This is a genomic window from Actinomycetospora chiangmaiensis DSM 45062, assembly GCF_000379625.1.
GTDB lineage: Bacteria > Actinomycetota > Actinomycetes > Mycobacteriales > Pseudonocardiaceae > Actinomycetospora > Actinomycetospora chiangmaiensis.
The window spans coordinates 90,380-108,359 of sequence record NZ_KB903221.1; the positions used below are offsets into that span (position 1 = coordinate 90,380).

Here is a 17,980-nt window from a genome sequence, read left to right on the forward strand (position 1 = left end):
GTCAGCCGGTGAAGGGCACCCGCGTCCACTGCAGCGGGGCCGGGTCGGACGGGCGGACGACGACCTTGAGGTAGTCGTTGGCGTTGCCGGAGCCGTCGACCGTGACGCGCTGCAGGTTGGCGGCCGGACGGGCGCCGTAGAACGCGAGCCAGGACGAGCCGGGGGCGAGCGGACGGTCCGCGTTGTAGACGTGCGAGTCGCCGTTGAACAGGTAGACGGGACCGCCGAAGGCGGCGCTGCGGTCGGCGATGCGCTGCACGATCGGCCGGAACGCCGAGTAGTCCGACGGCTGCGGGTTCGGGACGGTCGGGTCGAACATGTCCGCCTGCATGAGCAGCGCGACCGCCTTCTCCTTCGACGCGGCCGCCTGGTCGAACGTGCGGTCGATCAGGCGCAGGACGTCGGCGGTGCGGCGCTGGTTCTCCGCGACCTGCTCGGGCGTCGGCGCGGTCTTCCCGATGCCGGTCCACGGGGCGAGGTCGTCGTTGCTGCCGACCATGTGCAGGGCGGCGAAGCCCACCCCGGCGCGCTCGTAGGAGACGTTCTCGACGAACTCGGGCCCGTCGGCCGCCACGCCCACGCTCTTCTGCCCGAGGGTCTTCCCCGGCTGCGGGAAGAACACCTTCCGGACGGCGGCGAGGCGCTCCAGCGGGTTGTAGGCCCCGTTGTTGGTGCGGTGGCAGTCGGTCCACTCGTTGTCGCCGGGGGTGTAGACGAGCGGGTCGGCGAAGCGGTCGAACTGCGCCTTGATCTGCGCGAAGTACTGGTCGCTGCAGACCGAGGACCCGTCCTTGATGTCGCCGAGGTGGTCGACGAACTGCACGTCGGGGTCGGCGTTGATCTGGTCGACGTCCTTCGGGAATCGCGCGATCTTCGCGGCGCCGTAGGGGATGTCGCCGATGACGGCGAAGGTGAAGGGCGCGTTCCCCGCGGGCCCGGGGGGTGGTGCCGCGACCGCGGCACCGCTCGCGAGGGTCACCGCCGACGCCACGAGGGCGCCGAGCAGCAGGGATCGTCGGGTCGACATCGACCGGCCTCCTGGGTGTCGTCGTCACTCGTCCGAGTGACGGCGCAGCACGCTAAGGAAGGTCGATGAACGGGAGATGGTCCGTCGATGACCGTTGCTCGGACTCGCTCGACGACGTCGGGGTGAACGTCCCACGATGTCCGGTTGGCCGCCGCCGGATGATCGAGAACACACCGTGCGACGGCCACGGAAGGGTCAACGGCTCCGGTGGTACTCCAGCGCGAGGTCGAGCCAGAACCGCAGCTGTTCGTCGTCGGCGAGGCGGTCGGCGGGCACGGTGAGCCAGCTCGGGCCCATCGAGCGCCTCCCCATCGTCGTGCGGGACGCGCCGTGCCCGTCGACGAGCTCCGGCGACCGCGCGGGGTCGACCCGCACGAGCAGGTCCCCGCTCCCCCGCACGCTGAGCAGCATCGCGTCGTCGACCAGGAACGACACGCCCCCGAACATCCGCTTCTCCACGGTCGGCACGTCGAGCAGGTCCCGGACGCGGGCGGCGAGGTCGCTCATGCCGGCCGAGTGTGCCGCCGGCCGGCCCGCCCGTCACCGGTCCCGGGTCGCCACCACCTCCGCCAGCACCGCGAGGGCCACCTCGCTCGGGGTGGCGGCGCCGATGTCGAGCCCGGCCGGCGTGTGCACGCGTGCACGGTCCGCCTCGTCGACGTCGAGCGCCGCGAGCACGGTCGCCCCGCGCCGTCGGCTCGCGATCAGCCCCACGTACGGGACGCCGGCCCGCAGCGCGGCCTCGAGCACCGGGGTCTCGTCGTCCCCGTGCGCGGCGACCACCACCGCGTCCGCCGCCTCGCCCACGGCGACCACGCGGTGGTCGAGCGCCGTCGCCAGACGGCGGAGCGCGGCCGCGATCGGCCCCGTCCCGTGCACCGCCACGGTCGTCGCCGGCACCACGGCCTCGAGCAGGATCTCCAGCATCCCGCCCGACGGGCAGTGGTTCACCGCCACACTGCCGCGACAGCCGCCGTCGTCGCCCTCCGGGCTGATCCGCAGCACCGTGCTCGTGCGCTCGGCGAGCACCCGCAGCCCCTCCGCGCGCACGCTCCCCTCCGCGCAGTGCCCACCGACGAAGCCGTCGATCGTGCCGTCGCCGAGCACCAGCGCGCGGTCGCCCGGGCGGGCACTGGTGGGGCGTTCCACCCGGACGACCGTCGCCAGCACGAACGGCGTCCCCGCCTCCCGGAGGGCCTCTGCGCGACCCAGCAGCGTGCTCACGAGATCGCCAGGTCCGTGCGCAGCGGCCGCCCCTGCATCGCCCGCCACACGGCGGCGGGGGTCAGCGGCATGTCCGCGTGCCGCACCCCGTAGGGCGAGAGGGCGTCGATCACCGCGTTCACGACGGCGGGTGGCGAGCCCACCGTCGCCGACTCACCGACGCCCTTGGCGCCGATCGGATGGTGCGGGGACGGGGTGACGGTCTCCCCCAGCTCCCAGGACGGGCACTCCAGCGCCGTCGGGAGCAGGTAGTCCATGAAGGAGCCGCCCAGGCAGTTGCCCTCGAGGTCGAACGCGATCGACTGCATGAGCGCCATGCCCACGCCGTCGGCGAGCCCGCCGTGGACCTGCCCCTCCACGATCATCGGGTTGATCCGCACCCCACAGTCGTCGACGGCCACGAACCGCCGGACGTGGACCTCGCCCGTCCCCGGGTCGACGTCGACCACGCAGACGTAGGCGCCGCACGGGTAGGTGAGGTTCGGCGGGTTGTAGACCGTCGTCGCGTCGAGGTGGCCCTCCACCCCCTCGGGGAGCTCGAGGTCGGAGTGCGCGGCCAGCGCGATCTCGGCGAGCGTCCGCGAGGCGCCCTCGACGCCGCGGACCGCCCAGGAGCCGTGGCGCCACTCCAGGTCCTCGAGCTCCGCCTCCATCATCGCGGCGGCCACGATCTTCGCCCGCTCGCGCACCTTGCGCGCCACGATCGCGGTGGCCGCACCGGACACCGGCGTCGACCGGGAGCCGTAGGTCCCGAGCCCGAACGGGGTCTGGTCGGTATCGCCGTGCACCACCTCGACGTCGTCGGGCGAGATGCCGAGCTCGGCTGCGACCACCTGCGCGAACGTCGTCTCGTGGCCCTGCCCCTGGCTCTGGCAGCTCACGCGCAGGACCGCCTTGCCGGTGGGATGCACGCGGAGCTCGGCGCCGTCGGCCATCCCGAGCCCGAGGATGTCCATCGTCCGGCGCGGCCCGGCGCCGACGGCCTCGGTGAAGAAGCTCAGCCCGATCCCTCGCAGCGGTACGTCCTCCCCCGCCGCGTGCCGCCGCCACAGCTCGGCCTGCTCGCGCCGCAGCTCGTCGTACCCGGCCTTCTCCAGGGCGACCTGCAGGGTGTGCGGGTAGTCCCCCGAGTCGTACTCCCAGCCCGTCGCCGATCGGTAGGGGAACTGGTCGGGTCGCAGCAGGTTCCGGCGCCGCAGCTCGGCGGGGTCCATGCCGAGGTCGTGCGCGACGACGTCGACCAGCCGCTCGATGAGGTAGACCGCCTCGGTGATCCGGAACGAGCACGCGTAGGCGACGCCGCCCGGCGCCTTGTGCGTGTAGACCCCGGTGACCGCGCAGTGGGCCGCCTCGAGGTCGTAGGAACCCGTGAACACCCCGAAGAACCCGGCCGGGAACGCGGTGGGCTGCGCCGTCGCGTTGAAGGCCCCGTGGTCGGCGAGGACGTGCACCCGGACCGCCCGGAGCCGGCCGTCCGCGGTCACCGCCACCTCCCCGCGCATGTGGTAGTCGCGGGCGAAGGAGGTGCTCATGAGGTTCTCGGAGCGGTCCTCCATCCACTTGACCGGCACGCCGGTGACGATCGAGGCGACGATCGCGCACACGTACCCGGGGTAGATGCCGACCTTGTTGCCGAAGCCGCCCCCGATGTCCGGGCTCACCACCCGGATCTTGTGCTCGGGCAGACCCGCCACCATCGCGTAGATGGTGCGGTGGGCGTGCGGGGCCTGCGTGGTCGTCCAGAGCGTGAGCTTGCCCGTGACCGGATCCATGTCGGCCACCGCGCCGCACGTCTCCAGCGGGGCCGGGTGGACCCGGGGGTAGAGCACGTCCGCGCCGATCACCTGCTGGTCGGGGCGCGCCGCCGCCTCCGCGAACACCGCGTCGGTCGCGGCGGCGTCGCCGGAGGACCAGTCGAAGACGTGGTTGTCGGTGCGCCCCTCCTGGTCGTCCCGGACCACGGGCGCGTCCGGCTCCAGGGCCCGCCGGGCGTCGATCGTCGGGGGCAGCGGCTCGTACTCGACGTCGATGAGGTCGAGGGCGTCGCGGGCGGCGTAGTGGTCGTCGGCGACGACGAACGCGACCTCCTGGCCCTGGAAGCGCACCTTGTCGGTGGCGAGCACCGCCTGCGTGTCCTGCATCAGCGTCGGCATCCACGCCAGACCCAGCACGGCCAGCGTCTCCCCCGTGATCACCGCGCGGACCCGGGGGTGGGCCTCCGCGGCGCTCGTGTCGATCGCGACGATCCGGGCGTGGGCGAGCGGGCTGCGCAGCACCGCGCCGTGCAGCATCCCGGGCAGGACGACGTCGTCGACGTACCGCCCGCGGCCCCGGACGAATCGCGCGTCCTCCTTGCGCTTCATCGCCCCGTAGCCCCGCGGGGTCTCGGCGGCGGCCCGGATCCACTCCTCGGGCGGCCGCACGCCCTCCATACGGGTCGAGCTCCGCTGCGCTGCGTCTCCCTCCAAACCCGCACTCACGACGACACCCCGCTCGCCTCGGTGGACGCGGCCGTCGCGCGGGCGGCCTGTTCCGCCTCGGCCGCCCATCGCACCGAGCGGACGATGTTCTCGTAGCCCGTGCACCGGCAGATCTGGCCCGAGATCGCCTCGCGGATCGTCTCCGGGGAGGGGTCGGGGTCCTGGTCGAGCAGCGCCCGCGACGTCATCAGCATCCCCGGTGTGCAGAAGCCGCACTGGAGCCCGTGACAGGTCATGAAGCCCTGCTGGACCGGGTCGAGGTCACCCTCGCCCCAGCCGGTCGCCAGGCCCTCCACGGTGTCGACCCGTGCCCCGTCCGCCATGACCGCGAGCACCGTGCACGACTTGACCGGCACCCCGTCGAGCCGCACCGTGCACGCCCCGCAGGTCGTCGTGTCGCACCCCCAGTGCGTCCCGGTGAGGCTCAGCTCGTCGCGCAGGAAGTGGGTCAGCAGCAGGCGCGGTTCGACGTCGCGCGTGTGAGGTCGTCCGTTGACGACGACGGTGATCTCCACGGTGATCAGGCCTCTCCTCGGGCGCGCGCGGCGGCTCGGGTCAGGGTGCGGGTGACGAGGACCTCGACGAGATGGCGCTTGTAGTCGACCGGCCCCCGCTGGTCGGCGACGGGACGCACGTGCTCGGCGGCGAGCGCACCCGCCGTCGTGAAGGAGGCCGGCGTGGCGGGGGCGCCGCGCAGCGACTCCTCCGCCTCGACCGCCACGAAGTGCGTGGCGCCGACGGCGGCGAGCCCGATCCCGGCGTCGGCGATCCGGTCGCCGTCCAGCGTGAGCACGGCACCGGCCGCTGCGACGGCCCAGTCCCCGGCCCGGCGCTCGACCTTCGCGTACGCGCTCCCGGTCCGCGGCCGGATGGGGACGAGGACGTCGGTGACCAGCTCGTCGTGGGCCACCGCGGTCTCGTACGGACCGCGGTGGAAGTCCCGGACCGCGACGACCCGGTCGCCGTTGGTCCCGGAGATCACCACCGAGGCCCGGAGCGCGGAGAAGGCGGCCGAGAGGTCCTCGGAGGGGTCGGCCTGGCACAGCGACCCGCCGACGGTGCCGCGGTTGCGGACGAGGGGGTCGGCGATCACCCGCTCGGCGTCGACGAGGATCGGCAGGTGCTCGGCGACCACCGGTGAGGCGAGCACGTCGGCGTGGCGGGTCATCGCGCCGAACCGGATGTTCGTGCCCTCGATCGCGACCCCGGCCAGCTCGGCGAGCCCACCCAGGTCGACGAGCACGGTCGGCTCGGCCAGCCGGAGCTTCATCATGGGCAGCAGGCTGTGGCCGCCCGCGATCGGCCGGGCATCGGGGCCGTGGCGGCGGAGCAGGTCGAGCGCATCGCGCACGCTGCTCGCCCGCTCGTAGGCGAAGCTGGCTGGGACCTGCATCCGTCCTCCCCGGGCTCGGTGTCTGGGGAACGCAGGGTGCGACGGGGCGCGGACGCGGGCCAGAGGTCCTGAAGGTTTCGCTCAACTCGGCCCTGACCGGCGGGGCGCCGTCGGCCGGACGCTGTGACCGTGACGCTGACCCAGTTCCGGACGTTCGTCACGGTGGCCCGGCTCGGGTCCGTCCACGCCGCGGCGGTGGCGCTCGGGGTCTCGGACTCGGCCGTGTCGCAGACCCTCCGGGTCCTGCGGGAGCACTTCGGCGACCCGCTGCTCGCCCGCGTCGACGGCGCGATGGAGCTCACCGCCGGCGGCGCCCGGCTCTTCGACGTGGCGAGCACCATGGTCGCGCTCGGAGCCGAGGCGGAGGCCGCGGTGCGACGGGCGGCGGGTGCGCCCGAGACCCTGCGGGTGGTGACGACGGCGGACCTGGCCGAGGCCGTCGTCGTCCCGCTGCTCGAGGCGTTCCGCAGCCGCCGCGGCTCCGCGTTCGAGACCGACGTCCGCGTCGCCCGCGCGGCCGACCTCGCCCCCCTCGTCCGAGACCGACTCGTCGACGCGGCCTTCTGCCCCGTGACCGACGGCGACCGCCACGGCCTGCGTGACGAGCCGCTGCTGCGCACCCGCGAGGTGGTGGTCGCCGCGCCCGCCCTGCGCGTGCCCGGCCGCCCGTCGACCTGGACCTGGCACGTCGACCCCTCCGCCACCGACGGGGGGTCCACCACGCACGCGGTGCTACGCCGGCTCGGCGTGCCCACCACCCGGGTCCGGGTGCACCCGCACCGCGCCGCCGCGTGGGAGGCGGCCGTGACGGGCGCCGGGGTGTCGATCGGGACCGCGCACCTCGTGCTCGGGCAGATCCGCCGCGGCGACCTGCGCGAGGTCCCCACCGCCGCCACACCCCTGTGCGGCGCCTGGTCGCTCACCGTGCCCCGCCGGCCGTCGGGTGCCGCGAGCCACCTGCTGCGCTATCTCGGCTCCGCCGACGCGCTCACCGTGATGCGCTCACCCGGCACCGGCGTGCGGTCCTCCCGCTACCGCCCACCGGTGCACGTCGGCATCTGGTCCTGACACCGCGGTGGTCAACGCGTCCAGCACGCGGTCGTGCTCCTCGCGCCAGAGCCGCGGCGGAGCGACGATCCCTACGGCGGTGCCTGGCGCCCGCGCCCCGAGCCCCACCACCACTCGGGCGCCGTGCTCGTGGACGAGGAGCCGGCCCGGCGTCAGGACCGCCGTCCGCGCGGCCAGCCCGCAGTCCGCGGCGTCGCACGGGAAGCGGGCCAGTCCCTGGTGGGACCGTGCCGCGAGGACCTCCACCCCGCCGTCGGTGCCCCGCCACGCAACCGCACTCCGGCGGGTCAGCCGGTGCAGGTCGGCCACGACCGCCGCGTACGGGTTCCCGACGACGGGCGTGGTCGGTCGCCACCGACCCCGCGCCCCGCGCACGGCGAAACCCTCGGCCTGGAGGCTGTTCAGCAGGTACCGGGCCGTGGCAGCACTGCGTCCGAGCGCCGCCCCGAGCTCGGCCGCGCTGATCCCGTCGTCGTGCTCCTGCACCAGCCGCAGGGCCTGGAGCACGGCCGAGGCGGTGGCGAGCCGGCGCGTCATGATCGCGACAGCGTGGTCGGGTGATCGCCGTGGCCCCAGGGTCGAAGGACCCGATCCCACGGGTCGATGCTCCCCCTATAGTCGTCATGGTCCTGACGACGGGAGTGGGTCATGCACGCGGTGGTGCTCTCCGGTGGGTTGACGCACGACTTCCCCGCGACCACCTCCTGCCTCCTCGCGGAGCTCGACTCCGTCGGTCTGAACGCCGACGTGCACACCGACGTGGACGCAGCCCTGGGGGCGCTGCCGGGCGCCGCGCTCCTCGTCGTGAACGCACTGCGGTGGACGATGACCGGCCCGGAGGTCCCCGAGCGGTACCGCGCGCAGGCGGACGCCCAGGGGGCGAGCCCGTCGTCGGAGGCCCGCGCCGCGTTCGACGCCCACCTCGCCGCCGGGGGCGGTGTGCTCGCGATGCACACCGCCCCGATCTGCTTCGACGACTGGCCGGCCTGGGCCGACGCGCTCGGCGCCCGCTGGGTCTGGGGCCGCTCGCAACATCCGCCCCTCGGACCGCCCGTCGACGTCGAGGTGTGCGGGGAGCACGAGATCGTCACCGGCATCGGACGCTTCACGATCGTCGACGAGGTGTACGGCGACCTCGAGTTCCGCCGGTCCGTCACCCCGCTGCTGCAGGCTCCCCAGCCCGACGACGACGGCCGCGTCATGCCGCTGCTCTGGGCCAGGGAGCACGGTGCGGCCCGGGTGGTCTACGACGCGCTCGGGCACCACGCGCCCTCGTACGAGGTGCCGGAGCACGCCGCGATCGTGCGGCGCGCGATCGCCTGGACGAGCCGTGCATGACCTGTCGCTGAGCGCCGGGAGCGTGCTCGACCTGGCGCCGCCCGAGGTCGTGACCTGTGCGGCGGAGGCGCACTACGGGCTGGCCGGGGTCCGTCTGGCCGACCCGCGGCGCGAGGCACGCGCCGTCGGGAAGGCCCTCGCGGCGACGGGGCTCGGCCTGCTCGACGTCGAGGTCGTCCGCCTCGGCGCGGGCCCGCTCACCGACCACCACCGGGCGCTCGTGGACGTCGCGGCCGAGCTCGGCGCGCGCTTCCTGCTCAGCGTCGCCGACCACGACGACAAGGCGCGCGCGGTGGACCAGGTCGCCGAGCTCGTGGGCCTGCTGCACGGCTCGGGCACGGCGGTCGCCCTCGAGTCCATGGCGTTCACGGGGCTGCGACGACGGGCGGACGCCGAGCGGGTGGCCCGCGCGGCGGGCGCGCAGGTGCTCCTCGACCCGCTCCACCTGTGCCGCGCCGGGGACGACCTCGGCGCTCCGGTGGACCCGGCCGTGGTCGGGTACGCGCAGCTGACCGACGCGCGCGGCCTGTCGCCGGGACGGGATCTCGCGCTGGAGGCGCGGCACGACCGCGTCCCGCCGGGGCACGGTGACCTCGACCTGGCGCGCTTCGTCGCCGCGCTCCCCGCGGCGCTGCCGCTCGCGGTCGAGGTCCAGTCGGATGCCCTGCTGTCCGTCGCGCCGCGCGAGCGGGCGGTCACGCTGCAGACGGCCGCGCAGGCGGTCCTGACCGGGAGGAGCTGAGGGTGGCACGTCCGATCCAGGGGATGTCCGTGCTGGTCACGGGCGGGGGCTCGGGCATCGGCGAGGGCGTGGTGGAGCGCCTGACGGCGCTCGGGGCCCGCGTGACCCTCACCGGCCGTCGCCGGGAACGCGTCGAGGCCGTGGCGGCGCGGACCGGCGCGCACGGCGTCGTCGGGGACGTGACCGTCGAGGCCGACCGGCAGGCCGTGGTGACGGCCGCGCGGCAGCACGGCGACGGGATCGGCGCGGTGGTGCACGCCGCCGGCAACATGTACCGCGGGCCGCTGGCGGAGCTCACCGCGGAGGGCCTGCACGACGTGTTCGCCTCGAACACCATCGCCCCGATGCTGCTCACCGGGCTCGCCCTGCCCGATCTGGTCGCGGCTCGGGGGGCCGTCGTGTTCTTCGGGTCGGTCCACACCCAGCGGGCCTTCCCCGGCGCCTCGCCCTACGCGGCGACCAAGGGCGCGCTGGAGACGCTCACGGGCGTGCTCGCCGCCGAGCTCGGCCCGCAGGGCGTGCGCGTCAGCTGCGTGCGCCCCGGCGGGGTGCTCACCGAGATCAACCAGCGCGCCGGACTCTTCGACGACGCGACGGCCGCCGAGCGGATGGAGTCGCTCGGCCCGGCGCACGCGCTCGGCCGCCCCGGCACCGTGGTGGAGGTCGCCGAGGCCGTCGAGTACCTCCTCACCGCGGAGTGGGTCACCGGCAACGTGCTCACCGTGGACGGCGGGCTCGGGCTCGGGGTGACGCAGGCCTGAGTGCTACCGGCGGCGTCGTCGGGCGGGGCGCGCCGACCCGAGCCGCAGCAGCGCGGCCGGGATGCCGTGGTCGTCGCGCAGTCGGCGCAGGGCGGGCTCGTTCTCCCAGAAGTGGTCGAAGTCGTCGGGCGCGAGCTTGTCCGCGATCAGGTGCATCGCGATGTCGTGGCGGACGTACTCGACGGCCACGAGCACGACGGCCGGGTCGTCGGTGAACACGCCCCAGGCGTCGTCGCCGACCACGCCACCGATCACGGCCTGCTCCCGGTCCGCGGCCACCACCAGCAGGCGGCACCCGAGGTTCTCCAGCACGACCTCGGGGCTCGAGTAGCGGTGCGTCGTCGTGCGTCCGACGGGCTCGTCGTCGTCGCCGAAACTCACCACGGACACGTCGACACCCTCGGCCTCCGCCCGCCGGGCCGACGGCTTGAGCGGGGCGATCTCGCTCGGCCAGCCGGAGAGGAACAGGTCGTCGCGGGCCGCGGCGACGACGTCCTCGGCGCGGTCGAGCAGCGACTCGCGGTCGGTGAGGTTGTGGACGATGCGCACCTGCGTCGGCGCGGCGATCTGCGGGAGCGCGTCGGAGAGGGCGTCCATCGAGGCGTCGAACTCGCGGCGCATCCGGTCGAGCAGGGCCGTCGGCGGCAGCGACAGGTAGCCGACGCCGGCCTCCCCCGCCCGCACCTCGTACGCCGCGCCGCGGGCCACCAGCTTGCCCAGCGTCTCGTACACCGTGCTGCGCGGGACGCCCGAGCGCTTCGCCACCTCGTAGCCGTTCAACGGCGTCCCGGCGGCGACCAGCGCGACGTAGGCCTTCGCCTCGTACCCCGACATCCCGAGGCGGCCGAGTTCGTCGATGACGCTCTGCTGCGACATGGCGCCCATCGTCCCAGGTCGCTACTCGTCGATCTGGGCGCGCGCCCGCGGCATCGCGTTGAGCGCGCCACGGGTGATGCCACCGTCCACCGCCAGGGTCTGGCCGGTGATGTAGGCGGCCCGGTCGGAGCCGAGGAACAGCACGGTCTCCGCCACGTCCTGGGCCGTGCCCAGGCGGCCGAGGGGGACGCGGCCGGAGCGCAGCCGCCGCACCTCCGAGTCGGCGTAGATCGCGTCGGACATCCCGGCGTCGATGAGGCCCGGCGCCACGGTGTTCACGCGCACGCGATGGGCGCCCCACTCCAGGGCCATGTGCTCGGTCAGCATCACCACGCCGGCCTTGGACGCGGTGTACGCGCCCGCGCCGGGGGCCGCCGCGAGCCCGTTGATCGAGGAGATGTTCACGACCGCTCCCCCGAGCCCCTCGGCGATCATCCGGGCGGCGGCCGCGCGGGCGACGAGGAAGGTGCCGGTGAGGTTCACGTCGAGGGCGGTGCGCCAGTCCTGCGCCGACAGCTCCAGCAGCGGCCCGAACCGCACCACGCCGGCGTTGTTGACGACGAGGGCCGGGGCCTCGGGCAGGTCCGCGATCGCCGCCGTGACGGCGTCGTCGTCGGTCACGTCCACGCGGGAGGGGACGCAGACGTCCCCGATCGCCGCCGCGACCGACCGCACCGCGGCCTCGTCGACGTCCCAGGCCGCCACGCGGTAGCCCTCCTTGGCCGCGTGCCGCGCGAGCACCGCCCCGATCCCGCTGCCCGCACCGGTGATCACGGCCCACCTCGTCACGGATGGCCCCTCTCGTCGTCATGCGTCGTGGTCGGGGTAACGACGCTAGTGAGCGTCGGTCTCCACGTCTATGGTGCAGGGGACGCGCGCCCCGACGGGCGGTAGTCGTCAGACGGAGCACGACGCGGGAGGCACCATGACGAGCATCCTCATCCGGGGCGGCACCCTGGTCGACGGGACCGGGTCACCCGCACGGGCCGGCGAGGACGTGCTCCTCCGCGACGGGCGGGTGGCGGCCCTGGGCGCTGCGGCCGGCGCCGGGGCGGACGCCGCGACGGAGATCGTGGACGCGACCGGCCGCACCGTCATGCCGGGCCTCATCGACGCGCACACGCACCTCACCTTCGGCGAGCCGACCGGCAACGACGAGCTGTTCCACCACCGCACCGAGGCCTACAGCTCCATGCTCTCGGCCTACAACGCCCGGAAGGTCCTGCGGGCCGGCGTCACCAGCGTGCTCGACGCGGACTGCCTGTGGAACATCGGCGTGGAGCTCCGGGACGCGATCGAGTCCGGCATCGTCGAGGGACCGCGGATGCGCGCGGGCGGGCAGGCCCTCATGACGATGCTCGGCGGGACCGCGGGCCGCATGATCGCCGACGAGGGACGGACCGGCTACGCCACGGTGGTGACCGGGCGGGACGTGATGGTCAACGAGATCCGTCGGCAGATTAAGTACGGCGTCGACTGGATCAAGATCATGGTCACGGGCCTCATCCCCTCGATGAAGGGGCCGGAGGTCAAGGTCTGGAACATCGACGAGCTGCGCACCGTCTGCGACACCGCGCACGAGCTCAACACCAAGGTCGTCGCCCACTGCCGCAACTCCGACTCGACCCGCGACGCGGCCCGCGCCGGCGTCGACCTGATCTACCACGCCTCCTACGTCGACGACGAGGCGCTCGAGGCCGTCGTCGAGGCGGGGAGCGCGCTGTGCCCCACGTTCACCCTGCTCGGGAACCTCGCCGACTACGGCGCGAAGATCGGCACCGCGCCGGAGCTGCTCGACGTGTTCCGCGCCGAGATCGAGGTGACCGCGAAGCAGCTGGCAAAGGCCCACGCGGCGGGCGTCCCGTTCCTCGCGGGCTCCGAGACCGGCTTCGCGGTGACACCGGTCGGCGAGTGGCACGCCCGGGAGCTCGAGATGTTCGTCGAGTACATGGGCATGACGCCGATGGAGGCCATCGTCGCCGCCACCCGCAATGGCGCCTTCGCCATGCGCGCCGAGGGCGAGCTCGGGACGCTCGAGGTCGGACGGATCGCCGACGTGCTCGTCGTCGACGGGGACCCGCTGGCCGACGTCCGGGTGCTGCAGGACCGAGAGCGGATCGTCGAGGTGATCAAGGACGGTCGCCGCATCGATCTCGTGACCCCGATCCCCGAGCGGAAGCAGCGCGCGTCCGACCAGGTCCGCTTCCTCGCCGCGTGCCCGCTCACCCGCTCGCTCGCCCTCACCGAGGACGACCTCGAGCGGCTCTCGCATGTCTGACGGCTCGGTGCTCGACGTCCACGCCCACGCCGTGCTCGCCGCCTCGGAGGGGGCGGCGGGAGCGGCGGGCCCCGAGCTCGGGACGCTCGACGACGGCACGCCCTTCTACCGGGTGGGCGACTACGTGCTCCGCGGCGTCCGCTACGCCGGCAGCCCGTTCATGGACGTCGACGTGCGGCTCGCCGCCATGGACGAGGCGGGGATCGGGCGTCAGCTGCTCTCCCCCAACCCCCTGACCTACTTCGGCGACCTGCCGGTGGCCGACGCCGTGGCCTTCGCGCGGCAGTACAACGACGGGCTCGCCGCGGTCGTGGCCAAGCACCCGTCGCGGCTGCTGGCGGCGGCGCAGGTGCCGGTGCAGGACGTGTCCGCCGCCGTGGCCGAGGCGCGGCGGGCGGTGCGGGACCTGGGGATGGTGGCCGTGTACGTCGACACCGACCCGGCCGGACGGACGCTGGACGACCCGACGCTGGACCCGCTGTACGAGGCGGTCGTCGCGCTGGACGTGCCGTTGTTCGTGCACCCGTCGCCGATCGGCCCCGACGGCCCGCCCGCCGACCCACGGCTGCGGCGCTTCGACCTCGACCTGCAGTGCGGGTTCGCCTACGACGAGACGCTCGCCGTGGCCGCGCTGGTCTTCGGCGGCGTGCTCGAACGGCACCCGGAGCTCGACGTGTGCCTCTCCCACGGCGGCGGCGCGGCGGCGTTCCTCGCGGGCCGCTTCGCGCGGGCGGTCCGGAAGCGGCCGTGGGCCTCGGCGGCGCTGCGCGAGCACGGGTTCGACCACTACTTCCGGCGCCTGTGGTTCGACGTGCACGTGCACGACGAGGGCTCGCTGTCGTTGCTGTGTGAGCGGGCATCCCCCCAGCGCCTCGTGTTCGGCACCAACTTTGCGGGCTGGGACTCCGACGCCGACGACACCCCGTCCGGCCCATGGGCGCAGCAGCTCACCGCGAACGCGGAGCGGTTGCTGCGCCTGTCTGACGACGGGGCCCCGTGCCCGCCGTCTCCGGTGCGAGGTTCACGTGGCGCAGCCCCGAAGGCCGCTGGACCTGCCTGATGTAGACCTCGTGCTGGGGCGCGGCCCGGCATCCTGCGCGAGACGTACATGGCGCAGCTCTGGAGGCCGGCGGACCTCGAGGAGCGACACCGCGCCGGCCCGCCGTCAGGAACGGAGCGGACGCCCGGCCGTCTCGCGCAGCGCGAGCACGGCCGGCAGCGAGACCAGGGCGAGCACGATCACGTAGAAGGCGCCGACCATCGTGCTGCCGGTGACGCCGCCGAGCCAGGTCAGCAGGTAGGGCGCGGAGCCGCCGAAGAGGGCGACCGACAGGTTGTAGGTGATGCCGTGGCCGCTGACGCGGACCTTCGTCGGGAACTGCTCGGTGAGCGCCGCGTTGATCACCGCCGCGTAGGCGCCGGCGAGCAGCCCGAACAGCACGAGACCGCAGGCGATGAGGCCGAAGGTGCCCGACGTGATGAGCAGGAAGCTCGGGTAGGCCAGCAGGAGCAGCCCGAGCCCGCTGGTCAGCAGCACGGGCTTCCGGCCGACCCGATCGGAGAGCCACGCGCCGACGACCTCGGCGACGAGGCACGCGGCGAGGGCGATCAGGGACGGCGCGAAGGCCTCCAGCCCGGACAGCTTCAGGGCTTTCGTCGCGAAGCTCGGGAGATAGCCGACGATCATGTAGAACGACGAGGCGTTGACCGCGACCAGGCAGAACGCAACGACCAGCAGGCGCCGGGCCGAGCGGCCGGTCACCGCGGCGCGGACCGGGTTGGCGGCCTGGGCGGACTCCTCGCGCAGGGCGAGGAAGAACGGCGTCTCGTCGAGGCGACGGCGGATGAACAGCCCGATGAGCCCGAGCGGGAGCGCGACCAGGAGCGGGATGCGCCAGCCCCACGACAGCATGGCCTCGGTGGAGAGCGTCAGCAGCAGGATCCCGGGCAGCAGGCTGCCGAGCAGCGTCCCCACCACCGAGCCGACCGAGATCATCCCGACGAAGAGGCCCCGCCGGTGGGTCGGCGCGTGCTCCGCGACGAAGGAGACGGCCCCCGAGATCTCCCCGCCCGCCGAGACGCCCTGCACGAAGCGGAGCAGGACGAGCAGGACCGGCGCGGCGACCCCGATCGCGGCGTAGCCCGGCAGGAGACCCATCAGCGTCGTCGCCACCGACATGAGCAGCACGGTGAGGGCGAGCGTGCCGCGACGGCCGATGCGGTCGCCGACCGCGCCCCACACGAAGCCGCCGAGGGGCCGGGCGAAGAAGGCCACCGCGAACACGGCGAGGGCCGAGAGCAGGCCCGTCGTGGGGTCGACCGCGGGGAAGAACACCGCCGCGAGCGTGGTCGCGAGTACCGCGTAGACGGAGAACTCGTAGAACTCGACGAGCGAGCCGATGACCCCGCCGAGCAGCAGGCGCCGCACGGCCCGACGGGTCTCCGGGTTCTCGGCCGCCACGTCCGGTGAGGGGGTGGGGTGGAGCGCGGACATCGGGCCTCCCGGAGACGACGTCGTCGGGCGGGAGGGAGCCTCACCGCGCACTAGACGTTAGGAACCTGACGACGTTCACGTCAAGACCACGTGAAGCCGTTCAGAGCAGGCCGGCGTAGGCCCCGCCGTCCACGGGCACGGCGGCGCCGGTGACGAAACCGGCGGCCTCCGAGCAGAGGAAGGCCACGAGCGCGGCGCACTCCTCGGGTGTCCCCAGACGACCGGCCGGGACCCCGGCGAGCGCCGTGGCCAACGCGTCCGGGTCGGCGTAGACGCCGCGGACGCGGTCGGTGTCGTGCAGCCCCGGCAGCACCGAGTTCACGGTGACGCCCCGTGCGGCGACCTCACGGGCGAGGGTCCGCAGGAAGCCCGTCGCCCCGGCGCGGGCGGTGTTCGACAGGGCGAGGGTCGGATAGGGCTGTCGCACGCCCAACGACGTGATCGCGACGATGCGGCCCCACCGCTGCGCGGTCATCGTCGGGACCGCCGCCTGACACATCGCGACGACGGCGAGCAGGCTGCGGTCCAGTGCCTCGCGGTAGTCGTCGAGCGCCGTGTCGGCGACCCGGCCCGGGCGCGGCCCCGGTCCGTTGACGACGAGGACGTCGAGCCCGCCGAGGCGCTCGGTCGCCTCGGCGACGAACCCGGCCGCGGCCTCCGGGACGGTCAGGTCGGCGACCGTCCACTCCGTGTCCAGCTCGGCCGCGGCCGCCCGGGCCCGGCCCTCGTCCGAGCCGCAGAGCAGCACCCGCGCCCCCTCGGCCCGCAGCGCCGCCGCACACGCCCGTCCCAGTCCCGCCGTCCCGGCCGCCACCGCGACCCGCCGTCCGTGCAGCCCCAGGTCCATGTCCGCCTCCCGGCGAGGTCAGTCGACGTCGATCTCCGCGCCGGTCCCGGTGTCCAGGAGCGTGATCGCGCCGGACGGACATCCCCGCGCCAGGGCGACGGCCGTGTCCGTCGGCAGGTCGGGCGCCCCGGGGACCACCTCGGCGAGCTCGTCGGCGTCGAAGCGGAGGACGTCGGGGCGCTCGGCGACGCACCGCCCCGAGCTGATGCAGACGTCGGCGTCGACCACCACCCGGGCGCTCGTCACGACGCCCCCAGCAGCACGGGATAGGTCCCCCAGTACGGACGTGCGGTGGCCGCGTCCGGCTCCGGCGGCCGCTGCGGATCCCGCCCGACGCCGGCCGCGAAGAGCTGCTGGACGGCGCCGGTCACGAGCCCCGTGAGGTGCGACGACGGGTCGGTGTCGGGGCGGGCCACGACGCCCGCCGCGAGGTCCTGGCCGATGCACACGTGCATCCCGGCGGCGAAGCTCAGCCCGAAGGGGCCCACGCCCGGCGGGGTGACGCGGTCGGGGTCGAAGCGCGCGGCGTCCGGCCCGAAGACGGACTCGTCGCGGTTCACCGCGTGCAGGTCGATGACGACGGTGTCGCCCGTAGCGATCTCGACGCCCGACCGCAGCCGCACCGGCGCGAGGGCCCGTCGGCGCCCGACCGGGCTGGACGGGTTGAGCCGCACCGTCTCGTGGACGCACCGCTGCACGAACAGCGGGTCGTCCCACCGGTCCGCCTGGTCGGGATGGTGCTCGAACCACGTGAGCAGGTGGTCGACGGTCCGCACGAACGCGGTCGCACTCGTGTGCCCGCCCGCGAGGAGGAAGAACGCGACCTCCCGGCGCACGACGTGCCGGGGCAGCCCGAGTTCTTCGCCGTGACGCAGGAGCGTGGTGAGAACGTCCGCGGGCACCTCGACGGCCTCGCCCGCCGCCTCGGCCGCGAGCAGCTCCCGGCGCCGCTCGATCGACGGCGCCAGGAACTCGGCGTCCCAATTCTCGAGGGCCTGCGCGACCGCCGCGACGGTCGCCTCCCGGTCCCCCGTCCCGTGGGCCAGGGTGGCGCCCTGGATGAAGCGCAGCATGTACGCGTGCAACCGGTCGGTCTCGGCCGCCGTGCCCTCCGGCCGGTCCACCCCCGCGGTCAGTGCGGCCAGGTTGAGCATCAGCTCGTGCCCGAGGTGCACCAGGTCGACCCCGCCGGCCCGCACGTGCGGTGAGAGCGTCCGCCCGACGATGCCCGGGAACAGCTCGCGCTCGTAGCGCTCGAAGACGTCGCGCCGGAACAGCCGGTTCTCCACCCGGCGGCGATCGCGGTGCTCGGTGCCGTGCAGGTTCACGAGGACGTCGGCCATCACCACCTCGCCCTCGTCGTAGAGGGACTGCCGCAGATACCGGCTGCGGTAGACGTCCTTCGCGTCGGCGAAGGACCCGACGGTGACGGTCATCGTCCCTCCTCGTTCC

Annotated in this window: 19 protein-coding genes; 6 read left to right on the forward strand and 13 right to left on the reverse strand. The window is 74.2% G+C overall.

The genetic code is table 11. From position 1 onward, the window contains the following. Position 1 precedes the first annotated feature (1 nt). From A3CO_RS0109705 to A3CO_RS0109730, 6 genes are all read right to left on the reverse strand, one after another. Complete coding sequence (locus A3CO_RS0109705) at positions 2-1,027, reverse strand: metallophosphoesterase (protein WP_018332052.1); 1,026 nt, start codon at positions 1,025-1,027, stop codon at positions 2-4. Positions 1,028-1,222: 195 nt separating this feature from the next. After that, a complete protein-coding gene (locus tag A3CO_RS0109710) occupies positions 1,223-1,534 on the reverse strand; it encodes a TfoX/Sxy family protein (protein ID WP_018332053.1) in 312 nt (103 codons plus the stop codon). Positions 1,535-1,567: 33 nt separating this feature from the next. Further along, positions 1,568-2,251, reverse strand: a complete 684-nt coding sequence (locus A3CO_RS0109715) for an XdhC family protein (RefSeq protein WP_018332054.1) — start codon at positions 2,249-2,251, stop codon at positions 1,568-1,570. Next, positions 2,248-4,683 carry an aerobic carbon-monoxide dehydrogenase large subunit gene (locus A3CO_RS0109720; protein ID WP_018332055.1) on the reverse strand — a complete coding sequence of 812 codons (2,436 nt, stop codon included), beginning with the start codon at positions 4,681-4,683 and terminating at the stop codon, positions 2,248-2,250. Before A3CO_RS0109720 ends, A3CO_RS0109715 begins: the two co-directional genes overlap by 4 nt. A gap of 44 nt (positions 4,684-4,727) precedes the next feature. Next, complete coding sequence (locus tag A3CO_RS0109725; protein ID WP_018332056.1) at positions 4,728-5,246, reverse strand: (2Fe-2S)-binding protein; 519 nt, start codon at positions 5,244-5,246, stop codon at positions 4,728-4,730. Between the two features lie 5 nt (positions 5,247-5,251). Further along, positions 5,252-6,124: an FAD binding domain-containing protein gene (locus A3CO_RS0109730; protein ID WP_018332057.1), complete on the reverse strand. Its 873-nt coding sequence runs from the start codon at positions 6,122-6,124 to the stop codon at positions 5,252-5,254. A 129-nt stretch (positions 6,125-6,253) separates the two neighbouring features. On the opposite strand from A3CO_RS0109730, the gene A3CO_RS0109735 reads away from it, so the two are divergent. Next, on the forward strand, positions 6,254-7,192 hold the full coding sequence (locus A3CO_RS0109735) for a LysR family transcriptional regulator (protein ID WP_026204448.1): 939 nt from the start codon (positions 6,254-6,256) through the stop codon (positions 7,190-7,192). On the opposite strand, the gene A3CO_RS0109740 is transcribed toward A3CO_RS0109735, so the two are convergent. Then, positions 7,127-7,729 carry a helix-turn-helix domain-containing protein gene (locus A3CO_RS0109740; RefSeq protein WP_018332059.1) on the reverse strand — a complete coding sequence of 201 codons (603 nt, stop codon included), beginning with the start codon at positions 7,727-7,729 and terminating at the stop codon, positions 7,127-7,129. The two genes, A3CO_RS0109735 and A3CO_RS0109740, sit on opposite strands and share 66 nt — an antisense overlap. Before the next feature lie 111 nt (positions 7,730-7,840). On the opposite strand from A3CO_RS0109740, the gene A3CO_RS0109745 reads away from it, so the two are divergent. Genes A3CO_RS0109745 through A3CO_RS0109755 form a run of 3 tightly spaced genes read left to right on the forward strand, consistent with a single transcriptional unit; the run spans position 7,841 to position 10,033 of the window. After that, entirely contained in the window at positions 7,841-8,530 is a 690-nt protein-coding gene (locus A3CO_RS0109745) for a ThuA domain-containing protein (protein WP_018332060.1), read from the forward strand. Beyond that, complete coding sequence (locus A3CO_RS31210) at positions 8,523-9,272, forward strand: sugar phosphate isomerase/epimerase family protein (RefSeq protein ID WP_018332061.1); 750 nt, start codon at positions 8,523-8,525, stop codon at positions 9,270-9,272. The genes A3CO_RS0109745 and A3CO_RS31210 overlap by 8 nt, the downstream gene beginning before the upstream one ends. A gap of 2 nt (positions 9,273-9,274) precedes the next feature. Continuing rightward, a complete protein-coding gene (locus A3CO_RS0109755; RefSeq protein WP_245561473.1) occupies positions 9,275-10,033 on the forward strand; it encodes an SDR family NAD(P)-dependent oxidoreductase in 759 nt (252 codons plus the stop codon). 3 nt (positions 10,034-10,036) lie between these two features. On the opposite strand, the gene A3CO_RS0109760 is transcribed toward A3CO_RS0109755, so the two are convergent. Both A3CO_RS0109760 and A3CO_RS0109765 read right to left on the reverse strand, forming a co-directional pair. Beyond that, positions 10,037-10,909: a TrmB family transcriptional regulator gene (locus tag A3CO_RS0109760; protein WP_169510933.1), complete on the reverse strand. Its 873-nt coding sequence runs from the start codon at positions 10,907-10,909 to the stop codon at positions 10,037-10,039. Between the two features lie 21 nt (positions 10,910-10,930). After that, positions 10,931-11,683 carry an SDR family NAD(P)-dependent oxidoreductase gene (locus A3CO_RS0109765; protein ID WP_018332064.1) on the reverse strand — a complete coding sequence of 251 codons (753 nt, stop codon included), beginning with the start codon at positions 11,681-11,683 and terminating at the stop codon, positions 10,931-10,933. Between the two features lie 151 nt (positions 11,684-11,834). On the opposite strand from A3CO_RS0109765, the gene A3CO_RS0109770 reads away from it, so the two are divergent. Continuing rightward, entirely contained in the window at positions 11,835-13,187 is a 1,353-nt protein-coding gene (locus A3CO_RS0109770; protein WP_018332065.1) for a metal-dependent hydrolase family protein, read from the forward strand. Then, positions 13,180-14,247 carry an amidohydrolase family protein gene (locus A3CO_RS31215; protein ID WP_051085904.1) on the forward strand — a complete coding sequence of 356 codons (1,068 nt, stop codon included), beginning with the start codon at positions 13,180-13,182 and terminating at the stop codon, positions 14,245-14,247. The genes A3CO_RS0109770 and A3CO_RS31215 overlap by 8 nt, the downstream gene beginning before the upstream one ends. 105 nt (positions 14,248-14,352) lie before the next feature. Here the strand turns inward: A3CO_RS31215 and A3CO_RS0109780 are convergent, their stop codons facing one another. The 4 genes from A3CO_RS0109780 to A3CO_RS0109795 all read right to left on the reverse strand — a co-directional run bounded on the left by A3CO_RS0109780 (position 14,353) and on the right by A3CO_RS0109795 (position 17,964). Further along, entirely contained in the window at positions 14,353-15,681 is a 1,329-nt protein-coding gene (locus A3CO_RS0109780) for an MFS transporter (RefSeq protein WP_018332067.1), read from the reverse strand. A 100-nt stretch (positions 15,682-15,781) separates the two neighbouring features. Continuing rightward, positions 15,782-16,528: an SDR family oxidoreductase gene (locus tag A3CO_RS0109785; RefSeq protein ID WP_018332068.1), complete on the reverse strand. Its 747-nt coding sequence runs from the start codon at positions 16,526-16,528 to the stop codon at positions 15,782-15,784. Positions 16,529-16,546: 18 nt separating this feature from the next. Next, on the reverse strand, positions 16,547-16,774 hold the full coding sequence (locus A3CO_RS0109790) for a ferredoxin (protein WP_157647333.1): 228 nt from the start codon (positions 16,772-16,774) through the stop codon (positions 16,547-16,549). Continuing rightward, the gene (locus A3CO_RS0109795) at positions 16,771-17,964 is read right to left on the reverse strand and encodes a cytochrome P450 (RefSeq protein ID WP_018332070.1); all 1,194 of its coding nucleotides are present in this window, start codon (positions 17,962-17,964) and stop codon (positions 16,771-16,773) included. Before A3CO_RS0109795 ends, A3CO_RS0109790 begins: the two co-directional genes overlap by 4 nt. Positions 17,965-17,980 lie beyond the last annotated feature (16 nt).

Excerpts from the sequence above, each read along its gene's own strand:
- A3CO_RS31215 (WP_051085904.1), top strand. The coding sequence starts at position 13,180 with ATGTCTGACGGCTCGGTGCTCGACGTCCACGCCCACGCCGTGCTCGCC.
- A3CO_RS0109770 (WP_018332065.1), top strand. The coding sequence starts at position 11,835 with ATGACGAGCATCCTCATCCGGGGCGGCACCCTGGTCGACGGGACCGGG.
- A3CO_RS0109730 (WP_018332057.1), bottom strand. The coding sequence starts at position 6,124 with ATGCAGGTCCCAGCCAGCTTCGCCTACGAGCGGGCGAGCAGCGTGCGC.
- A3CO_RS0109795 (WP_018332070.1), bottom strand. The coding sequence starts at position 17,964 with ATGACCGTCACCGTCGGGTCCTTCGCCGACGCGAAGGACGTCTACCGC.
- A3CO_RS0109740 (WP_018332059.1), bottom strand. The coding sequence starts at position 7,729 with ATGACGCGCCGGCTCGCCACCGCCTCGGCCGTGCTCCAGGCCCTGCGG.
- A3CO_RS0109720 (WP_018332055.1), bottom strand. The coding sequence starts at position 4,683 with ATGGAGGGCGTGCGGCCGCCCGAGGAGTGGATCCGGGCCGCCGCCGAG.
- A3CO_RS0109780 (WP_018332067.1), bottom strand. The coding sequence starts at position 15,681 with ATGTCCGCGCTCCACCCCACCCCCTCACCGGACGTGGCGGCCGAGAAC.
- A3CO_RS0109785 (WP_018332068.1), bottom strand. The coding sequence starts at position 16,528 with ATGGACCTGGGGCTGCACGGACGGCGGGTCGCGGTGGCGGCCGGGACG.
- A3CO_RS0109705 (WP_018332052.1), bottom strand. The coding sequence starts at position 1,027 with ATGTCGACCCGACGATCCCTGCTGCTCGGCGCCCTCGTGGCGTCGGCG.
- A3CO_RS0109710 (WP_018332053.1), bottom strand. The coding sequence starts at position 1,534 with ATGAGCGACCTCGCCGCCCGCGTCCGGGACCTGCTCGACGTGCCGACC.
- A3CO_RS0109745 (WP_018332060.1), top strand. The coding sequence starts at position 7,841 with ATGCACGCGGTGGTGCTCTCCGGTGGGTTGACGCACGACTTCCCCGCG.
- A3CO_RS0109760 (WP_169510933.1), bottom strand. The coding sequence starts at position 10,909 with ATGTCGCAGCAGAGCGTCATCGACGAACTCGGCCGCCTCGGGATGTCG.